The organism is Paenibacillus sabuli, assembly GCF_014705605.1.
In the GTDB taxonomy this organism is placed as follows: domain Bacteria; phylum Bacillota; class Bacilli; order Paenibacillales; family Paenibacillaceae; genus Paenibacillus_D; species Paenibacillus_D sabuli.
Genome location: NZ_JACXIZ010000053.1, coordinates 1 through 16,499, shown reverse-complemented (window position 1 = coordinate 16,499; position 16,499 = coordinate 1). Strand labels below are relative to the sequence as shown.

Annotated in this window: 12 protein-coding genes; all 12 read left to right on the top strand. The window is 63.0% G+C overall.

Annotation, left to right across the window (positions count from 1 at the left end; genetic code table 11):
• Positions 1-39: 39 nt before the first annotated feature.
• The 12 genes from IDH44_RS23060 to IDH44_RS23005 all read left to right on the top strand — a co-directional run bounded on the left by IDH44_RS23060 (position 40) and on the right by IDH44_RS23005 (position 16,372).
• On the top strand, positions 40-1,971 hold the full coding sequence (locus tag IDH44_RS23060; protein ID WP_190921187.1) for a hypothetical protein: 1,932 nt from the start codon (positions 40-42) through the stop codon (positions 1,969-1,971).
• 178 nt (positions 1,972-2,149) lie between these two features.
• Positions 2,150-3,106, top strand: a complete 957-nt coding sequence (locus IDH44_RS23055; protein ID WP_190921211.1) for an ABC transporter permease — start codon at positions 2,150-2,152, stop codon at positions 3,104-3,106.
• A 28-nt stretch (positions 3,107-3,134) separates the two neighbouring features.
• Positions 3,135-4,010, top strand: coding sequence for a carbohydrate ABC transporter permease (locus tag IDH44_RS23050; protein WP_190921186.1), 876 nt, complete (start codon positions 3,135-3,137; stop codon positions 4,008-4,010).
• 106 nt (positions 4,011-4,116) lie between these two features.
• Complete coding sequence (locus tag IDH44_RS23045) at positions 4,117-5,823, top strand: extracellular solute-binding protein (protein WP_190921185.1); 1,707 nt, start codon at positions 4,117-4,119, stop codon at positions 5,821-5,823.
• A gap of 84 nt (positions 5,824-5,907) precedes the next feature.
• Positions 5,908-8,322 (top strand): helix-turn-helix transcriptional regulator, encoded by a 2,415-nt coding sequence (locus IDH44_RS23040; RefSeq protein ID WP_190921184.1) that lies wholly within the window; start codon positions 5,908-5,910, stop codon positions 8,320-8,322.
• 73 nt (positions 8,323-8,395) lie between these two features.
• Positions 8,396-9,088, top strand: a complete 693-nt coding sequence (locus tag IDH44_RS23035; RefSeq protein WP_190921183.1) for a response regulator transcription factor — start codon at positions 8,396-8,398, stop codon at positions 9,086-9,088.
• A 4-nt stretch (positions 9,089-9,092) separates the two neighbouring features.
• Positions 9,093-10,550 (top strand): sensor histidine kinase, encoded by a 1,458-nt coding sequence (locus IDH44_RS23030; protein ID WP_190921182.1) that lies wholly within the window; start codon positions 9,093-9,095, stop codon positions 10,548-10,550.
• Complete coding sequence (locus tag IDH44_RS23025) at positions 10,547-11,761, top strand: hypothetical protein (protein WP_190921181.1); 1,215 nt, start codon at positions 10,547-10,549, stop codon at positions 11,759-11,761. The genes IDH44_RS23030 and IDH44_RS23025 overlap by 4 nt, the downstream gene beginning before the upstream one ends.
• 121 nt (positions 11,762-11,882) lie before the next feature.
• A complete protein-coding gene (locus tag IDH44_RS23020) occupies positions 11,883-13,349 on the top strand; it encodes an ABC transporter substrate-binding protein (RefSeq protein ID WP_190921180.1) in 1,467 nt (488 codons plus the stop codon).
• Complete coding sequence (locus IDH44_RS23015; RefSeq protein WP_190921179.1) at positions 13,342-14,223, top strand: carbohydrate ABC transporter permease; 882 nt, start codon at positions 13,342-13,344, stop codon at positions 14,221-14,223. The genes IDH44_RS23020 and IDH44_RS23015 overlap by 8 nt, the downstream gene beginning before the upstream one ends.
• Positions 14,220-15,116, top strand: a complete 897-nt coding sequence (locus IDH44_RS23010; protein ID WP_223869967.1) for a carbohydrate ABC transporter permease — start codon at positions 14,220-14,222, stop codon at positions 15,114-15,116. Before IDH44_RS23015 ends, IDH44_RS23010 begins: the two co-directional genes overlap by 4 nt.
• Positions 15,117-15,190: 74 nt before the next feature.
• Positions 15,191-16,372: an efflux RND transporter periplasmic adaptor subunit gene (locus IDH44_RS23005; protein ID WP_190921178.1), complete on the top strand. Its 1,182-nt coding sequence runs from the start codon at positions 15,191-15,193 to the stop codon at positions 16,370-16,372.
• The last annotated feature ends 127 nt before the right edge of the window (positions 16,373-16,499 follow it).

Genomic DNA, 16,499 nt, shown 5'->3' with positions numbered 1-16,499 from the left:
GCCTGTCGGCAGGACATATCATATCGGAGGTGCGAGACGATGAAAGCAGGCACGAAGGAAGCGGTTCGGCGCATCATTGGACAGCAGGACGCGGATCGGGTGTTCGAGGCCTATCTGGAACGGTCGCGGGCGGGCATGCACAGGCACATGATGCGCAAGGCGAAGGGGCACACGCGGGCGGTCGCGGCCTTCGATGGCGTGCACGAGGGTCGGGCGACCGCCGCCTATTATGCGGCGGCGTCGTATCTCGGCCGGATGGACGAGGCGGAAGGCCTGGCGCTGCTACGGGAGCTGGCGCTGCTACAGGTCGTCGAGGTCGGCCATCCGCAGCGCGGCGGGTTCCGCTGGTACCGCGAGGAGACGGAGATCGACGACACGAACGCCGCTTTTTTTATTCTGATGCCGCTCGCCGCGCTGGCGCTGTCTGCGCCGGAGGCGATTCCCGCCGCGCATGACGCCGAGCTGCGCCGCATGTTCGGCGCGGCAATTGACTGGTTCGCGCACGAGTGCGCGCACCCCAAGCTGTTCTATCCCAATAAGACCGTCAGCGACGGGGCGCTGCTGCTTGCGCTCTCGACACTCGTGCGCGACGAGGAAGGGCTGGCGGGAGCGGCGCGCTACTTTGTCCGCTGGCTGGACTATACAGAGCGGCGCGGCTGGGGGTGGGGGGAGAATACCAGCACCGGCTACGGCAAGGTCATGCTCGATGCCTTCCAGCTCGCGCTGCTCGCCTGGGACGGTCGCGAGCCGGAGCTGGCAGGGCAGCTGCGCGCCCGGCGCGACGAGTTGCTGGAGCTGGCGCGCTTTCACGGGGGGCGGGAGTACGTGCCCTCCATCCGGGGCTACAATTTCGAGGGGCAGATCATGAAGCCGTCGCTGACGAATCTGTATGCCGGCGTCCGCTGCTGGGAGCTGGAGGTCACGGGCCATATCGAGGGCTTCGTGCTGAGCCTGCTGCTGTATGAGGCGCTGCTGCCGCAGGCCGAGCCGGATGAGCCGATCATGTCGGCCGATCCGACGCGGCTGCTGCCCGCCGCCGCGCAGCTCCCGGTGCCGCGCACCCGACGCGTCCGTATCTTCGACGATGTCTATGCCTGCACCTGGATCGGCGCGAATGGCCGGCTCGGCACGGTCAGCCGCTTCCCGGCGATGCCGGGAAGCTATCACTGGCCGACCTGGGGGCTGGGCTGGCAGTCGATGCCGGTTAGCTGGCTGGCTGAGGATGGGCAGTTGTCCTTCCTGCGGCTGCGCGCGACGCAGGACGGTCGCGAGCGGACCCATCCGGCGGACGGCTACCACGGGGCCTATCTGAGTCCGGGGCTGCTGGCCGGGGACGGGCTGCCCGAGCCGGAGACGGCGTGTGTCCAGCGCGGACCCGTCGCTATCGTGCATCGCAGCATCGCGCATCTGGCCCACAGCGTCTCCGAGCTCGCTGACGAGTGGCTGATACCGCGTTATGCCGGCGCAGTCCGCCAAGTCCCGGCCCGGCTGAAGACAGCATGGACGGAGACGGCGATTCCGACCCATGCCGTGCCGCGGTCGATCGAGACGGAGGGTGGCGCGTGGACGGTGCTGGACTTCCCCCGCTGCTGCGTGGCCGTGCTGGGGCTCAGCTATATCGCGTGCGGGGAGGAGCGGGCGCAGCTGACCGCGATCGAGACGACCCGGCAGGAGGACGGGGCGCTGCGGCTGACTCGGCATTGGTATCGGGGAGAGGCGCGCTTGCATCGCCAGCACCGCGTCGATCATGCCTGGGTAGTCGTGATGCTGGACGACCGGCCCGACCCGGCCGAGCTGGCGGCGCGGCTGGAGCGGATCGAGGTGAGCGACCGGCGGACGACGGATGGAGAGCTGCCGCGCAGCGATCCTTTCATGCTACGCGAGATTGCCGTGCGGGAGTCGGGGGAGGAGGCCTTGCTGCTGCGCATCGACCCGTACGACGCGTGTGGGCATCGGTATTGTGGATCGTAAAAAATTGTGCAGACGCGTTGATTTCCGCTAATTGTGGATGGGAAATTCATGTGTATTGTGAGGCCGCCGGAGAGTGGGGTACAGTAAGCCTATCCCGAGGCGGGCCGCCGCCAGAAAGCGGGGGAAACGGGAGGTGATCGATATGACAACGATGGAAAACGAGGCGTCGAACGGCCACATGAAGAGGAGGCGCGAGGCGTCGGAGAACGCGGCCGGCGGGAGCGACGCGATCCGGCTGCGCCGCAAGCGTCGCTTCAGACAGAACGTGCCGTGGCTGATCATGTTCTTGCCGGTTGTCGCCTTCTTCCTGATTTTCAAGTACGCGCCGATGGTCGGATTGGTCATCGCATTTAAGCAGTATACGTTTTTTGATGGCGTATGGGGCAGCGAGTGGGTCGGTCTTGACAATTTCCGATTGCTGTTCCTCGACCCGGCGGCTTATCGCACGATTCGCAATACGCTGCTGCTCAGTGTGCTGGGCATCACGATCACATTCCCGTTCCCGATCATGCTGGCCATCCTGTTCAACGAGGTGCGGCAGATGCTGTTCAAGCGGACGGTGCAGACACTGCTCTATCTGCCGCACTTCCTCTCCTGGGTCGTAGTCGGCGGACTGGTCGTCACGCTGTTCTCCGAGGATGGCGGCGTGCTCAATCATCTGCTGGAGCGCTTCACTGGCGATACGTATCCGTTCCTGTACAAGGAGGGTTCGTGGATCGCGATCTTCGTCGGGTCGGGCATCTGGAAGAGCGCCGGCTTCGGCGCCATCATCTACCTGGCGGCGCTGACGACGATCGATCCCAGCCTGTACGAGGCGGCGGCGATGGACGGGGCGAGCAAGTGGCGCAAGATCTGGCACATCACGCTGCCGGGCATTCGGCCGACGATCGTGCTGATGATGATCCTCAGCGTCGGCAATGTGCTGGAGGTCGGCTTCGACCAGATCTATAATCTGCAGAATGCGGTCGTCTCGAACGTATCCGAGGTGATCTCGACCTATATTTTCCGCGTCGGCCTGCAGGGTGCCCAGTTCAGCCTGACGACGGCGATGGGCCTGTTCGAGTCGTTGGTGGGGCTGGTGCTGGTGCTGGCGATGAATGCGGTGGCCCGGCGCTTCAAGCAGGGGCTGTGGTAATTCTCGTATAAAAAAGGAGGGGACTCCAGTGCGGGATTCTCCCGGAGAAAAGTTGTTCTACGCTTGCAATTACGCTGTGCTGACGGTATTGGCGCTGACCTGTCTGCTGCCGCTGCTCAATATTGCCGCGCTCTCGCTGAGCGACAGCACAGCGGTATTATCGGGCAAGGTCTCGGTCTACCCCATCGGTCTGACCTGGAAGTCCTACGCGACGTTGCTGGAGGCCAGCGATATCGTCCGCGCCTTCGCGAACAGCGTGGTGCTGACCGTGGTCGGCGTGGCGCTGTGCCTGTTGTTCACGTTGCTGGCGGCTTATCCGCTGTCGCGCCGCGGCTTCTACGCGCGCAGGCCGGCGACGCTGGCGATCGTCTTCACGATGCTATTCAGCGGCGGTCTCATACCGACCTATCTGGTGGTCAACGGGCTCGGTCTGGTCGATTCCTACGGGGCCATCTGGCTGCCAGGACTAATTAGCGTGTACAATATGCTCATCATGAAGACACACTTCGAGAATATGCCCGACGAGCTCGAGGAGGCGGCGCGCATCGATGGCGCGGGCGAATGGACCTTCATCACGCGGGTCGTGCTGCCGCTGTCGCTGCCGATGCTGGCGACGATCGGGTTGTTCTACGGCGTGGCCTTCTGGAACGCCTTCATGAACGTACTGATCTACATCAACGATCCGATGAAGTACAATCTGATGGTGCTGGTGCAGAACATGATTCGCAGCCAGTCGATGCTGCAGTCGCTCAACAATCTACAGCCGGAGGACCTGCTGCTGGTCACCCCTGCAGGGGTGAAGTCGGCGGGCATGATGGTGCTGATCGTGCCGCTGCTCGCGGTGTACCCGTTCCTGCAGAAGTACTTCGTGAAGGGGGCGATGATCGGCGCGATCAAGGGCTAGCGCCAGAGGAGGGGTAGTCGTTCAATCGGCAAGGGATCATGAATGCGCTCTCAAGTCGAAAAGTGTGAAGCTTGTCATACTTATATCATATCGGGAGGGTCAACGCATGCGGAGAGGGACGAAGACGGATAGACGGATGTGGACGGCAATCGTAATCGCTATGCTGCTGCTGGCGGTCGTGCTGGCTGGGTGCTCGGACGGCAATCAGGAAGCGGGCCGCGAGGCATCGACTGCGGATACGGCGAATACCGACGACGGGACGGCGGGGAACGAGACGAACACGGCGAATGCCGAAGAGGAGCCGCCCCGCCGGGGCAGCATTACCTCCTCCATCTACGACCGGGGGCTAGTGCCCAAGGAGGAGGGCACGATCACGGATAACCGCTGGACCAAGTGGATCAACGAGAACGGGCCGACCGATGTCAAGTTCGAGGCGATTCCGCGCTGGGACTCGAAGACCAAGTTCAACGTCATGTTCGCCTCCAAATCGGCGCCGGACGTGATCTTCGAGTACGATAAGGCATATCGCGACCAACTGGTCACGCAAAAGCAGATCCAGCCGATCGATGAGTTGATCGAGCAGTACAGTACCACCTACAAGAGTCTGCTGGATAAATACCCCGAGATTCGCAAAATCACGACGCGCGAGGACGGCAAGATGTACGAATTCGCCCATGTGACGCCGACCGGTCCGAACCATCGGTTGTACATCCGCGTCGACTGGCTGGAGCAGCTCGGCCTCGAGACGCCGAAGACGAGCGACGAGCTGCTGGAGACGGCGCTCGCCTTTGCCAATCAGGACCCCGACGGCAACGGTGCGGACGATACGTACGGCATCAATCTGAGCTTCATCGGCGGTATGGTCGTCGACTATATGTTCGGCGACGTCTTCACAATCTACGAGAAGATCCCGTGGCATGTCGAGGACGGCCGTCTGGTGCACGCCTGGGAGCGCACCCATCAGGCATTCTCCTACATGAAGGAGCTGTACGACGGTGGCGCCGTCGACAAGGGCTTCCTGGCAGACAGCCAGGGCGAGAAGGCGAAGCAGGACTGGCTCAACGGCAAGCTCGGCATCTACGGCGGCTCGGGCATGAGTACCAGCGACATTGAGGCCTTCTACCAGAATAATCCGGACAGCGACTTCACGGTCATCCCGCTGCCGGAAGGACCAAACGGCGCCTTCAGCCCGGCGATCGGCAATCCGGTGCAGATGACGGCGGTCATCAATTCGGCGGCCAAGGACCCCGAAGCGGCGATGCGCTTCATCGACTTCATGGCGGATCCGGACACGATACAGACGCTTCAATACGGGGTCGAGGGCGAGACGTATCAGCTGGTGGATGGCTGTCCGCAGATCATCGATCAGGAGCGCTGGCAGCAGGAGGTCAGCTATACCGGCGACTTCCGCATGCTGGCCAACAGGGATCCGGAGGCGAAGAAGTGCCCGCTGATCGAACCGACGCCAGAGCAGGTCAAGAATCGGGAGCTTCAGGATCTGGCGCAGCAGTATTACGTCAGCGAGGAGCGGCCGGTGCCGTATCTGATGATGCCGGAGCTGATGCCGGCGCTGCCGTCGGATATGCAGCTCGTCGTGACCAATGCGTTCAAGACGATTCTCGACAACTTCCAGAAGTCGGTCGTCTCGGGCTCTTCCTACACGCCCGATCAGGCGATGGAGGAATCGATGGCGGCCTGGGAACGGGCCGGCGGGGCAAAAATTGATGCCTGGTACGAGACTTGGTACAATGAGAACAAGGATACCGCATTTCTCGTCAAGGATTTGTACAAATTCGCGCCTCCCGCTCCGTAATCGGGAAGCGGTGCTGCGAGCGCCAAAGCCTTCTCCCTGATGGGAGGAGGCTTTGGCCGACTATCGAGGAGAGGGGAAGACGGGATGAAGGGAACGGGGTACAAGCGGCTGATTCGCACCTTTGCGCCAATTTTCTTTTTTGTCGTCACGGTGCTGTTCGCGGTTTTTTTCGTCGCCGTCTACGAGATGACGCGCCGGGACACGGAGCAGGCCACCCGCATCTATGCCGAGCACGTGATGCAGACGCTGGATTACGATCTGCAGACGGTCGATCAGTTGGTGATCCGCGAGCTGCTGACCAATGATACGCTCGCCCGCTTCTTCGATCCCGCGCATCACGACGATTACTACCTGGCTCACGAGGTACAGGTGCAGCTGAACGAATTCGTGAGTATGCTTCCGGTCCTCGATTCGGCCTATATTTACAGATCGTATGATGACAGGGTCGTATCTAACAACCTTTTTATGAAAACCCTTTCTTTTGGCGATGCTGCGTTTATCGCGCACCATGCCGGGCGCGGGGGCGACGCCATGCTCCCGCAAGGGTCAGGCGAGCCGGGCGGATCCGGAGAGGGAGCGCGCGCAGCGCCAGACGAATCGGCAGCCGGTGCCGCGGGAACGGGCAGCTTCGACATGGCGACGAGCTCGGAACGGACCGGCGGCGACGGCGCGAAGTCGGCAAGCGCGTCGAGCGGGCTCGGAGCGGTCGCAGCGACGGCGCCGAGTGCGCAATGGTCCGAGCCACGGCTGTTCCAGGGCCTGCCGAAGGACAATCCGCGCACGGTGATCTCGCTCGTGCGGGAGTTCCCGCTGCTCGGCGGCAGCGAGGGGCGCTTCGTCGTCAATGTCTCGACGGCGCGGCTGGCGCTCGCCTTCAGCGAGATGGCGCAATCGGAGCTGAGCGAGCTGTGGCTGACCGACGGCAGCGGCCAGCTCGTGCGCTCGGATATGACGGGCGCTATGGGACCGGAATGGTCGGCGTCCGCGCCGGTCACGGTCCGCTCGGAGCTGAGCGGGCTAGAGATTCGGGCGGGGATGAAGGAGAGCGGGCTGTTCGGCGTCTTCAACGCGATCTCGTATACCTGGCTGCTGCTGGGGATCGCGGGCATCGCCGTTAGCGTCGTCTGGATGGTCCTGGCCAGCCGCAGGCAGTACCGGCCGGTGGAGGCGATCCTGCACCGGATCGGCCGCATCTCTCAGCGCAAGCTGCTCGAATGGCCTGGCAAGGACGACGACTTCGGCTTCATCGAGCATGCGATCGCGCGCCTGATCGAGAATGCCAACGAGCTGGAACAGGAGGCGACCTCGGGGCAGGTGTACCGCCGCAAGGTGCTGTTCACCGATATCATGGAGGGCCGCCGCGTCATCGGAGAAGAGGAGTGGCTGATGGAGACGGAGCGGCTCGGCTGGCGGCGTGCGGACGGCAGCTATCGGGTAGCGATCGCCGAGATTGACAAGTACAAGGCTCTCCAGACGCGGTACCCGGACAAGGATCAGTATCTGCTCAAGTTCGCGATGGTGAACGTGCTGGAGGAGCTGACGGGCAGGTACGGCGCGCGGCAGTGGAATGACTGGCTGTCGCCGTCGCAGCTGGGCGTGCTGATCGAGGCGGAGTCCGGTGGCGAGCCGGAGCTGGAGCTGATGGAGCGGCTGCGCGAATGGGTCGACGACAATCTGCATCTGACGATCACGGTGTCGGTGGGCGAGGCGGTCGTCGGCATCAACGAGGCGGTCGGCTCGCGGGAGCAGGCCGATCAGGGGCTGCGCTACAAGTCGACGCTCGGTACGAACCGGGTGATCGTCCCGCCGGACGGCTCGCCCAAGGAGGAGCAGCCGATCTACGAGCAGCTGCAGCACATCCGCGAGTTGGCCCGTCTGTATCGTCAGGGCAACGAAGGATGGCGGGCTAAATATACCGAGCTGTCTGCAGGCATTCGTCAGAGCCTGTACGAGCGCGCGGAGATTATCAATCTCGTGAGCTATCTGCAGTATCAGTGCTCGCTGGAGATGCGGGAGCTGTCCGTGGATTACGGCGGGCTGTGGAACGACGAGACGGCGCCGGCGATCGGCGAGCTGCTGGCGGGCTTCGAGACGTTCGAGGAGCTGGATGCGCGCCTGGGCGCGCTGCTCGAGGACTTCTACGCCCGCATGACGGCGCTGCGCGAGGAGAAGGATGTGTACGCGACGGTTCAGCAGGTCAAGGGCTATGTCGCGGCGCACTTCTACGACTCGAATCTGTCGCTCGTCCAGCTCGGCGACCGCTTCGACCTGACGCCGACCTACCTGAGCCGGCTGTTCAAGGAGGAGATCGGCGAGAAGCTCGTCGACTACATCGCCCGGCTGCGGATGGAGCACGCGATGACGCTGCTGGCCGAGACCCGCGAGTCGGTGCAGGACATCTCCGCCCGCGTCGGCTACGTGCACGCCTTCTCGTTCATCCGCGCCTTCAAGAACCTCGTCGGCATGACGCCGGGCGATTATCGCAAGAAGCAGACGTGAAGGGGGCACGCGTTGTTTTGCCAAGCCGCGGATTGTGATAAGATCATCCTACCAAGTAGGATGGGAGAGTCTGATGGACAAGACAAGAATTCTCATTGTGGAGGACGAGGAAGCGATTGCCGACCTGCTCGCGTACGGGCTTGGCGGCGAAGGCTTCGAGACGCGGACGGCGAATAGCGGAGCGGCAGGCATGCGGCTGCTCGAGACGTTCCGGCCGGACTTGCTGCTGCTCGACTGGATGCTGCCGGATATGAGCGGGCTGGATCTGTGCAAGCAAGTGACCGCGAAGCATAATCTGCCGCTCGTCATGCTGACCGCCAAGTCCGACATCACCGATAAAGTACTCGGCCTCGAGTTCGGCGCCGACGATTATATCACGAAGCCGTTCGACTTGCGGGAGGTCATCGCCCGCGTCCGTACCGTGCTGCGCAGGCTCGCCCAGTCCAATCCGATTGGAGCCGCGGGCGAGGCCGATGTGCGGCTGCGCGACATCTCGGTGTCCACGGAGGAACGGCTGGTCACCAAAGACGGCGCCCCGATCGACCTGACGCCGAAGGAATTCGACCTGTTGGCGACACTGCTGCGTCAGCGCGGCAGGATTTTTACGCGCGCGGAGCTGCTCGATCTCGTCTGGGGCTACGATTTTCCCGGCGATACGCGAACGGTCGACACCCACATTCAGCGGCTACGCAAGAAGCTCGACGCGTCCGATCTGATTACCACGGTATTCGGCATCGGGTACAAGCTCGAGAAGCGGACGGAGTGACGCCATGTTCCGGACAATCAGCGCCCGGTTCGCCGTCGGCTTCCTGCTCATATTCACCCTCGCGTTCCTCATCCTGAACCAGTCCGTCAAGGAAGTGATCCGGACCAGCAATCAGAAGATCATCACCGACGATCTGAACGGGCTCAAGCAGAACAGCAGCGTCTACGTGCGGCAAGCGTTCCTGATCCGCCAGTACGCCAACGGCGAATTGTATTTTGGCCAGATGGCCGAGGAGATGGTCAGCGAGCTGCGTTATGCCACCTCCAGCGAGGTCAGCGCCTATGCGACTGACGGCACGCTGCTGTCGTCCTCCCAGCCTGCGGCGTTCGCCGGCCAAGACGACGCCGATCTGCAGCAGGCCATGCAAGGCAAGACCGCCTATCTGATCACATATGACGACGACTCGGGGACTGTCCTCTTCTCCTACCCGGTCGTCATGGACGGCCTCGAGGTCGGCATCCTTCGCTTCTCCAAAGACTTCTCGCTCCTCTACGGACAGAGCGGGCGCATATTGGATACGATCTTCTACATGGCGCTGGCGATCTTCGCGGCGGTCTTCCTGTTGTCCTATCTGCTCTCCCGCCACATGACGCTGCCGCTAGCCAAGCTGGCCCGGGCGTCCAAGGCGGTGCGCGGCGGCAATCTGGAGGTCCGCGCCGAGATCCGGCGCAAGGACGAGATCGGCCGGCTGGCCGCCGATTTTAACGGCATGATCGAGCAGATCGGCAGCCAGATCTCGACGATTGCGAGTGACCGCGATCGGCTGAAGCGCATGAGCGAGGAGCGCAAGCAATTTTTTGACAACGTCACGCACGAGCTGAAGACGCCGCTCACCTCGATTCTCGGGTACGGCGAGATGATCCGGGAGAAGGGGGAGACCGACCGGTCGCTCTTCGATAAGGGGATGACTCACATTGTCGAAGAGAGCCGGCGCCTGCAAGGCATGGTGCTGAATCTGCTGGAGATGTCGAGCGGAGGGGCGGGAAGCGAGCCGTTCGAGGTCACGGATGCGGGGAGCATGCTGCGCGACGTCTGCGAGTCGATGGCCTTCCGGGCACAGCGCTACCGCAAGACCCTCGTCTGCGAGTCGGGCGACGGCTTGTGGATCGAGGGACAGCCGAGGCGGCTGCGGCAGGTGCTGATCAATCTGATCGACAATGCGATCAAGTACAGCGCGCCGCAGGCCGAGATCGCGGCCATGGCCGAAGCGGCAGACGGGGATGTGCGCCTCGTCGTCCGCAATCCGGGCGAGACGATCGCGCCGGAGCAGCTGGATCGATGGTTCCAGCCGTTCTATATGTCGGACCACGGCACCCCGGAAGCCGGCAGTGTCGGCCTCGGACTAAGCATCGTCAAGGCGATCGTCGACGATCACGGCGGGACGGTCCGCATGGTCAGCGCGGATCGAATGACGCGCGTCGAGGTTACGATGCCCGCGTACAGAACGGAGGGAGCGCTATGAGCAACAGACCAATTGTGCCCAAGCGCAGGATCGGGTCAGCCGGCCTGGCCTGTGCCGCGCTCGTCGTGGTGCTGGCGGTGTTGTCGGGGTGCGGCGGCGGGCCGCACACGGAGCTGATCGTGATGCCGGATGCCAGCGAAGCGCCGGCTTCCGACGCAGGGAGCTTCCCCTACCAGGTCGAGCGGATCTATAGCCTCCCGACGACGGAGTCCGAGCTCACGCAGCCGATCGGCTGGTCGGACCCGGATACGGTCGTCGCGTTGTCCGCCAGTCTCCAGACGCGAGAACAGCTCATCTATGGTGTGCATACCCTCGTCCCTCCCTATGCGGCTGCGTCCGAGCCCCTGCGCCTGGACGACGGATTGCGTCCGGAGCGGCTGTCTCCGGATGGCCGCTATCTGGCCGCAACCGATCGCGATCGCGGGGACGGCATGGCGGTCCGAGTGGTGACGCTGCCGGACGGCGAGACGCGCACGGTGGCGGAGCTGGCCGGCAGTCAGGTCCGGATGCTCGGCGAAGCCGGCGCGTGGTCGGCCAACAGCCGCTATCTCGCTTATTTTTTGCTGCGCAATGTGCAAGGGGAGCGCTCCGTCAGCATTCTGCTCTGCGATGTAGAAGACGGGACCGCCGCGCACTATCCGGTGGCCGGTCTGGACAACGTGACGAGCGACATGACCGTCATCCCGACGAACGATGCCGGCGCCGTGCTGTTCGTGACCGAGAGCGCCGTCCGGATGGCCGTCCGCGACGGGAGCCGCTACCTCGTCGCCTTCGCGCCTCCGGTGGAGGGCGAAGGCATCGAGCGCGCGATGGCCGAATGGGTGAACGACAATCAATTCATCTATCTCGACGAGAATGGCACGCTGTCCGCTTATGACCACCGCACCGGGGAGACGGTCGTGCTGCTGGAGAAGATCGGGCGATTCCGATTGTCGCGCGACCGCAAGGCGATCGCCTACTTCGCGAGCGGACGGCATGCAGTCTATGCGGCCAGGCTGCAGGGCAACAACCTCTTGTACGAGTCGACGGTGTATCAAGGGATCTTGCCGACTGCGATGGACTGGAGCCCGGGCGGGAAGCGCCTGCTGCTGCAAGGCGGCAAGCGATACCCCCTGTCCGATCGGATGATGCATCCTTCTACGGCATCGGACACGCCGATCGTGGCGGAGGGGCCCGAGGACAGGCAGCAGATTATTGTCGAATTTCAGTAGCCGATCACGCTGTGCGGTGACATTTTGTTTACAAGTTGGCGACGTTTTGGCGACATGCGGGTTTTACACTTGGATGTGAGCCGGGATTGTCGGCAGCCTGGAAACAAAAGGAGATCGGAAAATGAAAATTACGGTATGGATCGGACTCGCTGTGTTGCTGTTGCTCTCGGCTTGCTCCGGGCCGGGGAATCCCGGGGCGCCGACTGCGAAGACGGATACGAAGCACGAAGCGGGTACGGGGGGACCAGCGTCCGCGCCGTCATCAGCGCCGGGTACCGCGAACGGAGCAGACGACAGCTTGTTCGATGACGTGGATGCCGACGAGCCGGTCAAGCTGGTGGTCGCCACCTATTATGTGAGCGAGCAGGTGCAAGCGGTGGTCGAGGCCTACGAGGCGCTGCATCCGAATGTCGAGATCGAGCTGCACGCCGCCTCCACCTCGGGCAAGGATCTGAACGACGTGATGAACAAGCGGGATCAATTTATCCAGACCAATAACGCGGCTCTGCTCGCGGGCGGGGGCCCCGACGTGATCGAATTGGACGAGCTTCCTTTCGAGCAATACGTCAAGCGCGGCCTCCTGGTCGACATGAACGGACTGATCGAGCACGATTCGGCATTTGACAAGGCGGATTACTTCACCAATATTATCGAGCATGCGCAGAGCGGCGACGGCGGGCTGTACGGCATGCCCATGTACTTCTCGCTGGTCGGCCTGTTCGGCGACGCCGACGCCATCGCTCGAGCCGGCGTTGCGATCGACGACGCGAACTGGACGCTGCCGCAATTCATCGAGATTGCCAAGCAATTACAAGAGACGGGCGATTACCCGTCCGTCCTTGCCAGCGAACCGTCGTACCTGTTGCGCCAGCTGATCACGGAGCATTACACCCAGCTCGTCACCGAATCCGACGGGAATGCGCACTTCGACGCAGAAGCGTTCGCGGAGATGATGCGACAGGTCCGGACGATGTTCGACGAGGGCCTGCTGTACAACGTAGTCTCGAATGACCGCGCGTCCGCGTTGTCTGCCCAAGCAGGCCGCGGCCGGGGCGTGAACGCGTATTTCTCCGATACCTACCTATATTCGCTCCAGGACGCCATCCGATTCGCCGGGTATCCGAACACGAAGCTGTACGCCAAGCCGCACGCGGCAGGCGAAGACAGCGGCGGCTACTACAGCGCGGTCGGCACGCTCGGCATCAATGCCCATTCACCGCACCCCCGAGCCGCCTGGGAGTTCGTCAAGTTCCTGCTGGACGACGAGAGCGTACAATCCTACATCAACGACCATCTGGAATCCAGTCCCGGATTCCCGCTGAACAAGCACGTATACGAGCAACAAAAACAGCAGCTGATGCAAGACGGCGTGGTCAAGCAAAGAGGCGCGGATGCGCTCGAGATCGATCGCGCCCTGCTGGAGCAAGTGGACGCGCAGCTGTCCGGCGCCTCGCACATCGTGAGAGGGCCCTCCAAGCTCGAGGAGATCGTCGACAGTCAGCTGGAGGCCTTCTTCTCCGATCAGAAATCGGCGGAAGAAGCGGCAGCCATCATCGGCAACCGGATCAACCTGCTGCTCAATGAATAGCCTGCGGCGTCTCGGTCGCCGGGACGGATTCCAGGCGGCCTGGCTGCTGGCGCCGAGCGCGATCGGCTTCTCGCTCTTCTATCTCGTCCCCTTCGCGCTCGGCATCTGGGAATCATTCACCGACGGGGCGGGAGCGGGCAGGAGCCAATACGTCGGCCTGCGCAATTACGATGCGCTGCTGCACAGCAGCGCATTCCGCCAGGCGGCAGCGAATACGCTGCTCTTCACCAGCGTGGGTGTCCCATTGCTCATCGCGCTGTCGCTGGGCCTGGCCCTGCTGCTGAATCGGCCGCTCTTCCTGCGCGAGGGCCTGCGCACGTCGATCGTCCTGCCGCTGGTCGTGCCCGTCGCCTCGACGGTCACGATCTGGCAGATCTTCTTCGACTGGAACGGCACGCTGAACGCCTGGCTGCACGGACTCGGCCTCGAGCGGATCGATTGGCTGCAGTCGGACTGGTCGCTCGGCGCTGTCGCCGTCATGTATATCTGGAAGAACATCGGCTACAACATGATCTTGTTCCTGGCCGGGCTGCAATCCATCCCCAGGACCTACTACGAGACGGCCAGCATCGAGGGCGCCGGGCCGGTGCACCGCTTTTTCCGGATTACACTCGTCTATCTGACGCCTACGCTGTTCTTTGTCATCCTGATCTCTACGATCAATTCGTTCAAGGTGTTCCGGGAGGCCTACCTGCTGGCGGGTGATTACCCCTATGATCGCCTGTATATGCTGCAACACTATATGAACAACATGTTCGCTTCGCTCGACGTTCAGAAGCTGACCGCGGCCGCGACCCTGATGCTCGTCTGCATCGGTGTGCTGGTCCTGGTCCTGCTCGGCCTCGAGCGCCGGTTCCGGGAGAACATGGAATGAACGGAGGTGCGGGTGCAATGCCGCGCGGCATCCTGTCCAAAATCGTCGCTACGCTGATCGCCTGCGCGGTCGCGCTGGTGATCAGTGTGCCGATTGTACTGACGATTACGGGCTCGCTCATGACCACGCAGGAGATTGGTCGGAATTATGACCTGCTCGGCGTGATGGTCCCCGTCTCGCAGGGTGGAGCGGACGCCTTCGTCAATCTGAAGCTGCTTCCCGACTGGCTGTCCTTCGGGCAGTATGCGCAAGTCTTGCTGCAGTCTCCGAAGTATCTGCATATGTTCTGGAACTCGGTCTGGCTGGTGGCGCCGATCGTGGCCGGACAGGTCGTCTGCGCTACGCTGGCGGCGTATGCCTTCGCGAGGCTCCGATTCGTCGGCCGGGATGTCTTGTTCTTCGTCTACCTGTTGACAATGCTGATGCCGTTCCAGGTCACGCTCGTGCCGAATTATCTGGTGATGACCGAGCTCGGCCTGCAGAATCACGAGGCGGCGCTGATCCTGCCGGGGATCTTCGGCGCGTTCGGCGTCTTCATGCTGCGTCAATTCATGGCCTACATTCCCCGCGTATACAGCGAAGCGGCCAAGGTGGACGGCGCGGGGCCGGCGACGATTCTCCTGCGCGTCGTAGTGCCGCTGGTCCGCCCCGGGCTGGCCGCGCTGACAGTGCTCCTGTTCGTCGACTACTGGAACATGATCGAGCAGCCGCTGATCTTCCTGCACGATGACGCCAAGCAGCCGCTGTCTCTGTATCTGGCGCAGATCAACAAGGAGGCGCGGGGAATCGGCTTCGCCGCGTCGGCGCTCTATATGGCTCCGGCGGTGCTGGTGTTTTTATACGGCGAGTCGTATTTTGTCGAAGGCATACAATTGTCGGGGATCAAAGGCTAGAACGGAAAAGGCCGGAAAAGCCGGAAAGGCCGGAAGAGTCCGGGAGAGTTCAGAGGGATCGGATGTGAGAACGCATGGGAAAAGTCGGTTCGAAGCAACGAAGGATACGGGTATTGGCCGGCCTGTTCGTCGCCTTGCTGGTCGCGCTGACGCTGGGGGGCAACACGATCCGGTCGCTGGCGATGCCGAAGGTGGTGACGGCTGTACCGACCGCCGGTACGCTGGGTGTCCACTACGAGGGGAGCGCCACGGTGCATCCGGCAGCGGCGTTGAATCTGACGAATCCAGCGGGCTGGCCGGTGCTGGAGGTGCTCGTCAGCGTCGGGGATGCGGTGCGCAAGGGCGAGCCGTTGGTCCGGTACGACGACAGCGACGTACAGTATCAGCTGGCCGATCTGCAGTCTGCGCGGAAAAAGCAGCAGATGGCGATGGACCTGCTCGTGTACAATCTGAAGATGGCGCACAAGGAAGACGACGAGCCCGCCAAGCTGAGCGCCGCGGCGGCGCTGGAGACGGCGAAGCTCGATCTGGAAGACCAGCAGCGGCACATTCAGCAGCTCCAGGAGGAGCTGGAGCGCGGGCGCGAGCTGCTCGCTCCGGTCGATGGCCGCGTCCTGGAGACCGGGGCCGCGCTCGAGAGGGCCGGGTCCGGCGGGCCGGATATTCGTCTGGCCGATACGTCCAAGGGCTATCGGATCCGGCTGGCCGTGCCGGCCGAGCTGGCGGATACGCTCAGCCTGGGGGATCCGCTCGATGCCATCGCGCTGACCGACGATGCCTCGCGGACGTTCGCCGGTCAGATCGCCGCCATCGAGGACGCGACGGGCGCGAGCCCGGAAGGGGCCGGCGGCACGAGCGCTGGAGCGGGCGGCGCCGATGCTGGCGGCGATGTCGGCGGCAATGTCGGCAGCGCGGGCTTGACCGGCGCACGACTGCTGACGATCGAGCTAGAGGACGGCGAGGCGGGCTGGCGCGGCGGCGAACGCGTCACGGTGCGCATCGAGGGCTCGGCCGAGGAAGCCCGGCTGCTCGTGAACAAGGATGCCGTCCATTATGACAGCGAGGGCGCCTATGTATACACCATCTCAACCGAGCAAGGCCCGCTCGGCAATGCCTATTACGCGGTCGAGACGCGCATCGAGACGGCCGGCTCGAACGCGTACGCAACGGCGATCCGCAACGGCCTGTTCGAGCAGTCCGAGATCATCGTGGACCATACGGGGCTGATCCTGGACGGTACGCGCGTGCGGTATTAGGTAGAGTCGGGGGGAGTCGGGCGGGGCGTGGTCAGGCTAAACATTCCTGTATACGCTAAGCTAGCGGCTTTGAAAAAAACAGGAGTGCCCCGTATGATGGAGGTGTGAAGGGTCAATCGCCCGAATA

Bases quoted from the DNA above. Each gene is read 5' to 3' on its own strand.
- IDH44_RS23060 (WP_190921187.1), top strand. From the start codon at position 40: ATGAAAGCAGGCACGAAGGAAGCGGTTCGGCGCATCATTGGACAGCAG.
- IDH44_RS23055 (WP_190921211.1), top strand. From the start codon at position 2,150: ATGAAGAGGAGGCGCGAGGCGTCGGAGAACGCGGCCGGCGGGAGCGAC.
- IDH44_RS23045 (WP_190921185.1), top strand. From the start codon at position 4,117: ATGCGGAGAGGGACGAAGACGGATAGACGGATGTGGACGGCAATCGTA.
- IDH44_RS23040 (WP_190921184.1), top strand. From the start codon at position 5,908: ATGAAGGGAACGGGGTACAAGCGGCTGATTCGCACCTTTGCGCCAATT.
- IDH44_RS23035 (WP_190921183.1), top strand. From the start codon at position 8,396: ATGGACAAGACAAGAATTCTCATTGTGGAGGACGAGGAAGCGATTGCC.
- IDH44_RS23030 (WP_190921182.1), top strand. From the start codon at position 9,093: ATGTTCCGGACAATCAGCGCCCGGTTCGCCGTCGGCTTCCTGCTCATA.
- IDH44_RS23025 (WP_190921181.1), top strand. From the start codon at position 10,547: ATGAGCAACAGACCAATTGTGCCCAAGCGCAGGATCGGGTCAGCCGGC.
- IDH44_RS23020 (WP_190921180.1), top strand. From the start codon at position 11,883: ATGAAAATTACGGTATGGATCGGACTCGCTGTGTTGCTGTTGCTCTCG.
- IDH44_RS23015 (WP_190921179.1), top strand. From the start codon at position 13,342: ATGAATAGCCTGCGGCGTCTCGGTCGCCGGGACGGATTCCAGGCGGCC.
- IDH44_RS23010 (WP_223869967.1), top strand. From the start codon at position 14,220: ATGAACGGAGGTGCGGGTGCAATGCCGCGCGGCATCCTGTCCAAAATC.
- IDH44_RS23005 (WP_190921178.1), top strand. From the start codon at position 15,191: ATGGGAAAAGTCGGTTCGAAGCAACGAAGGATACGGGTATTGGCCGGC.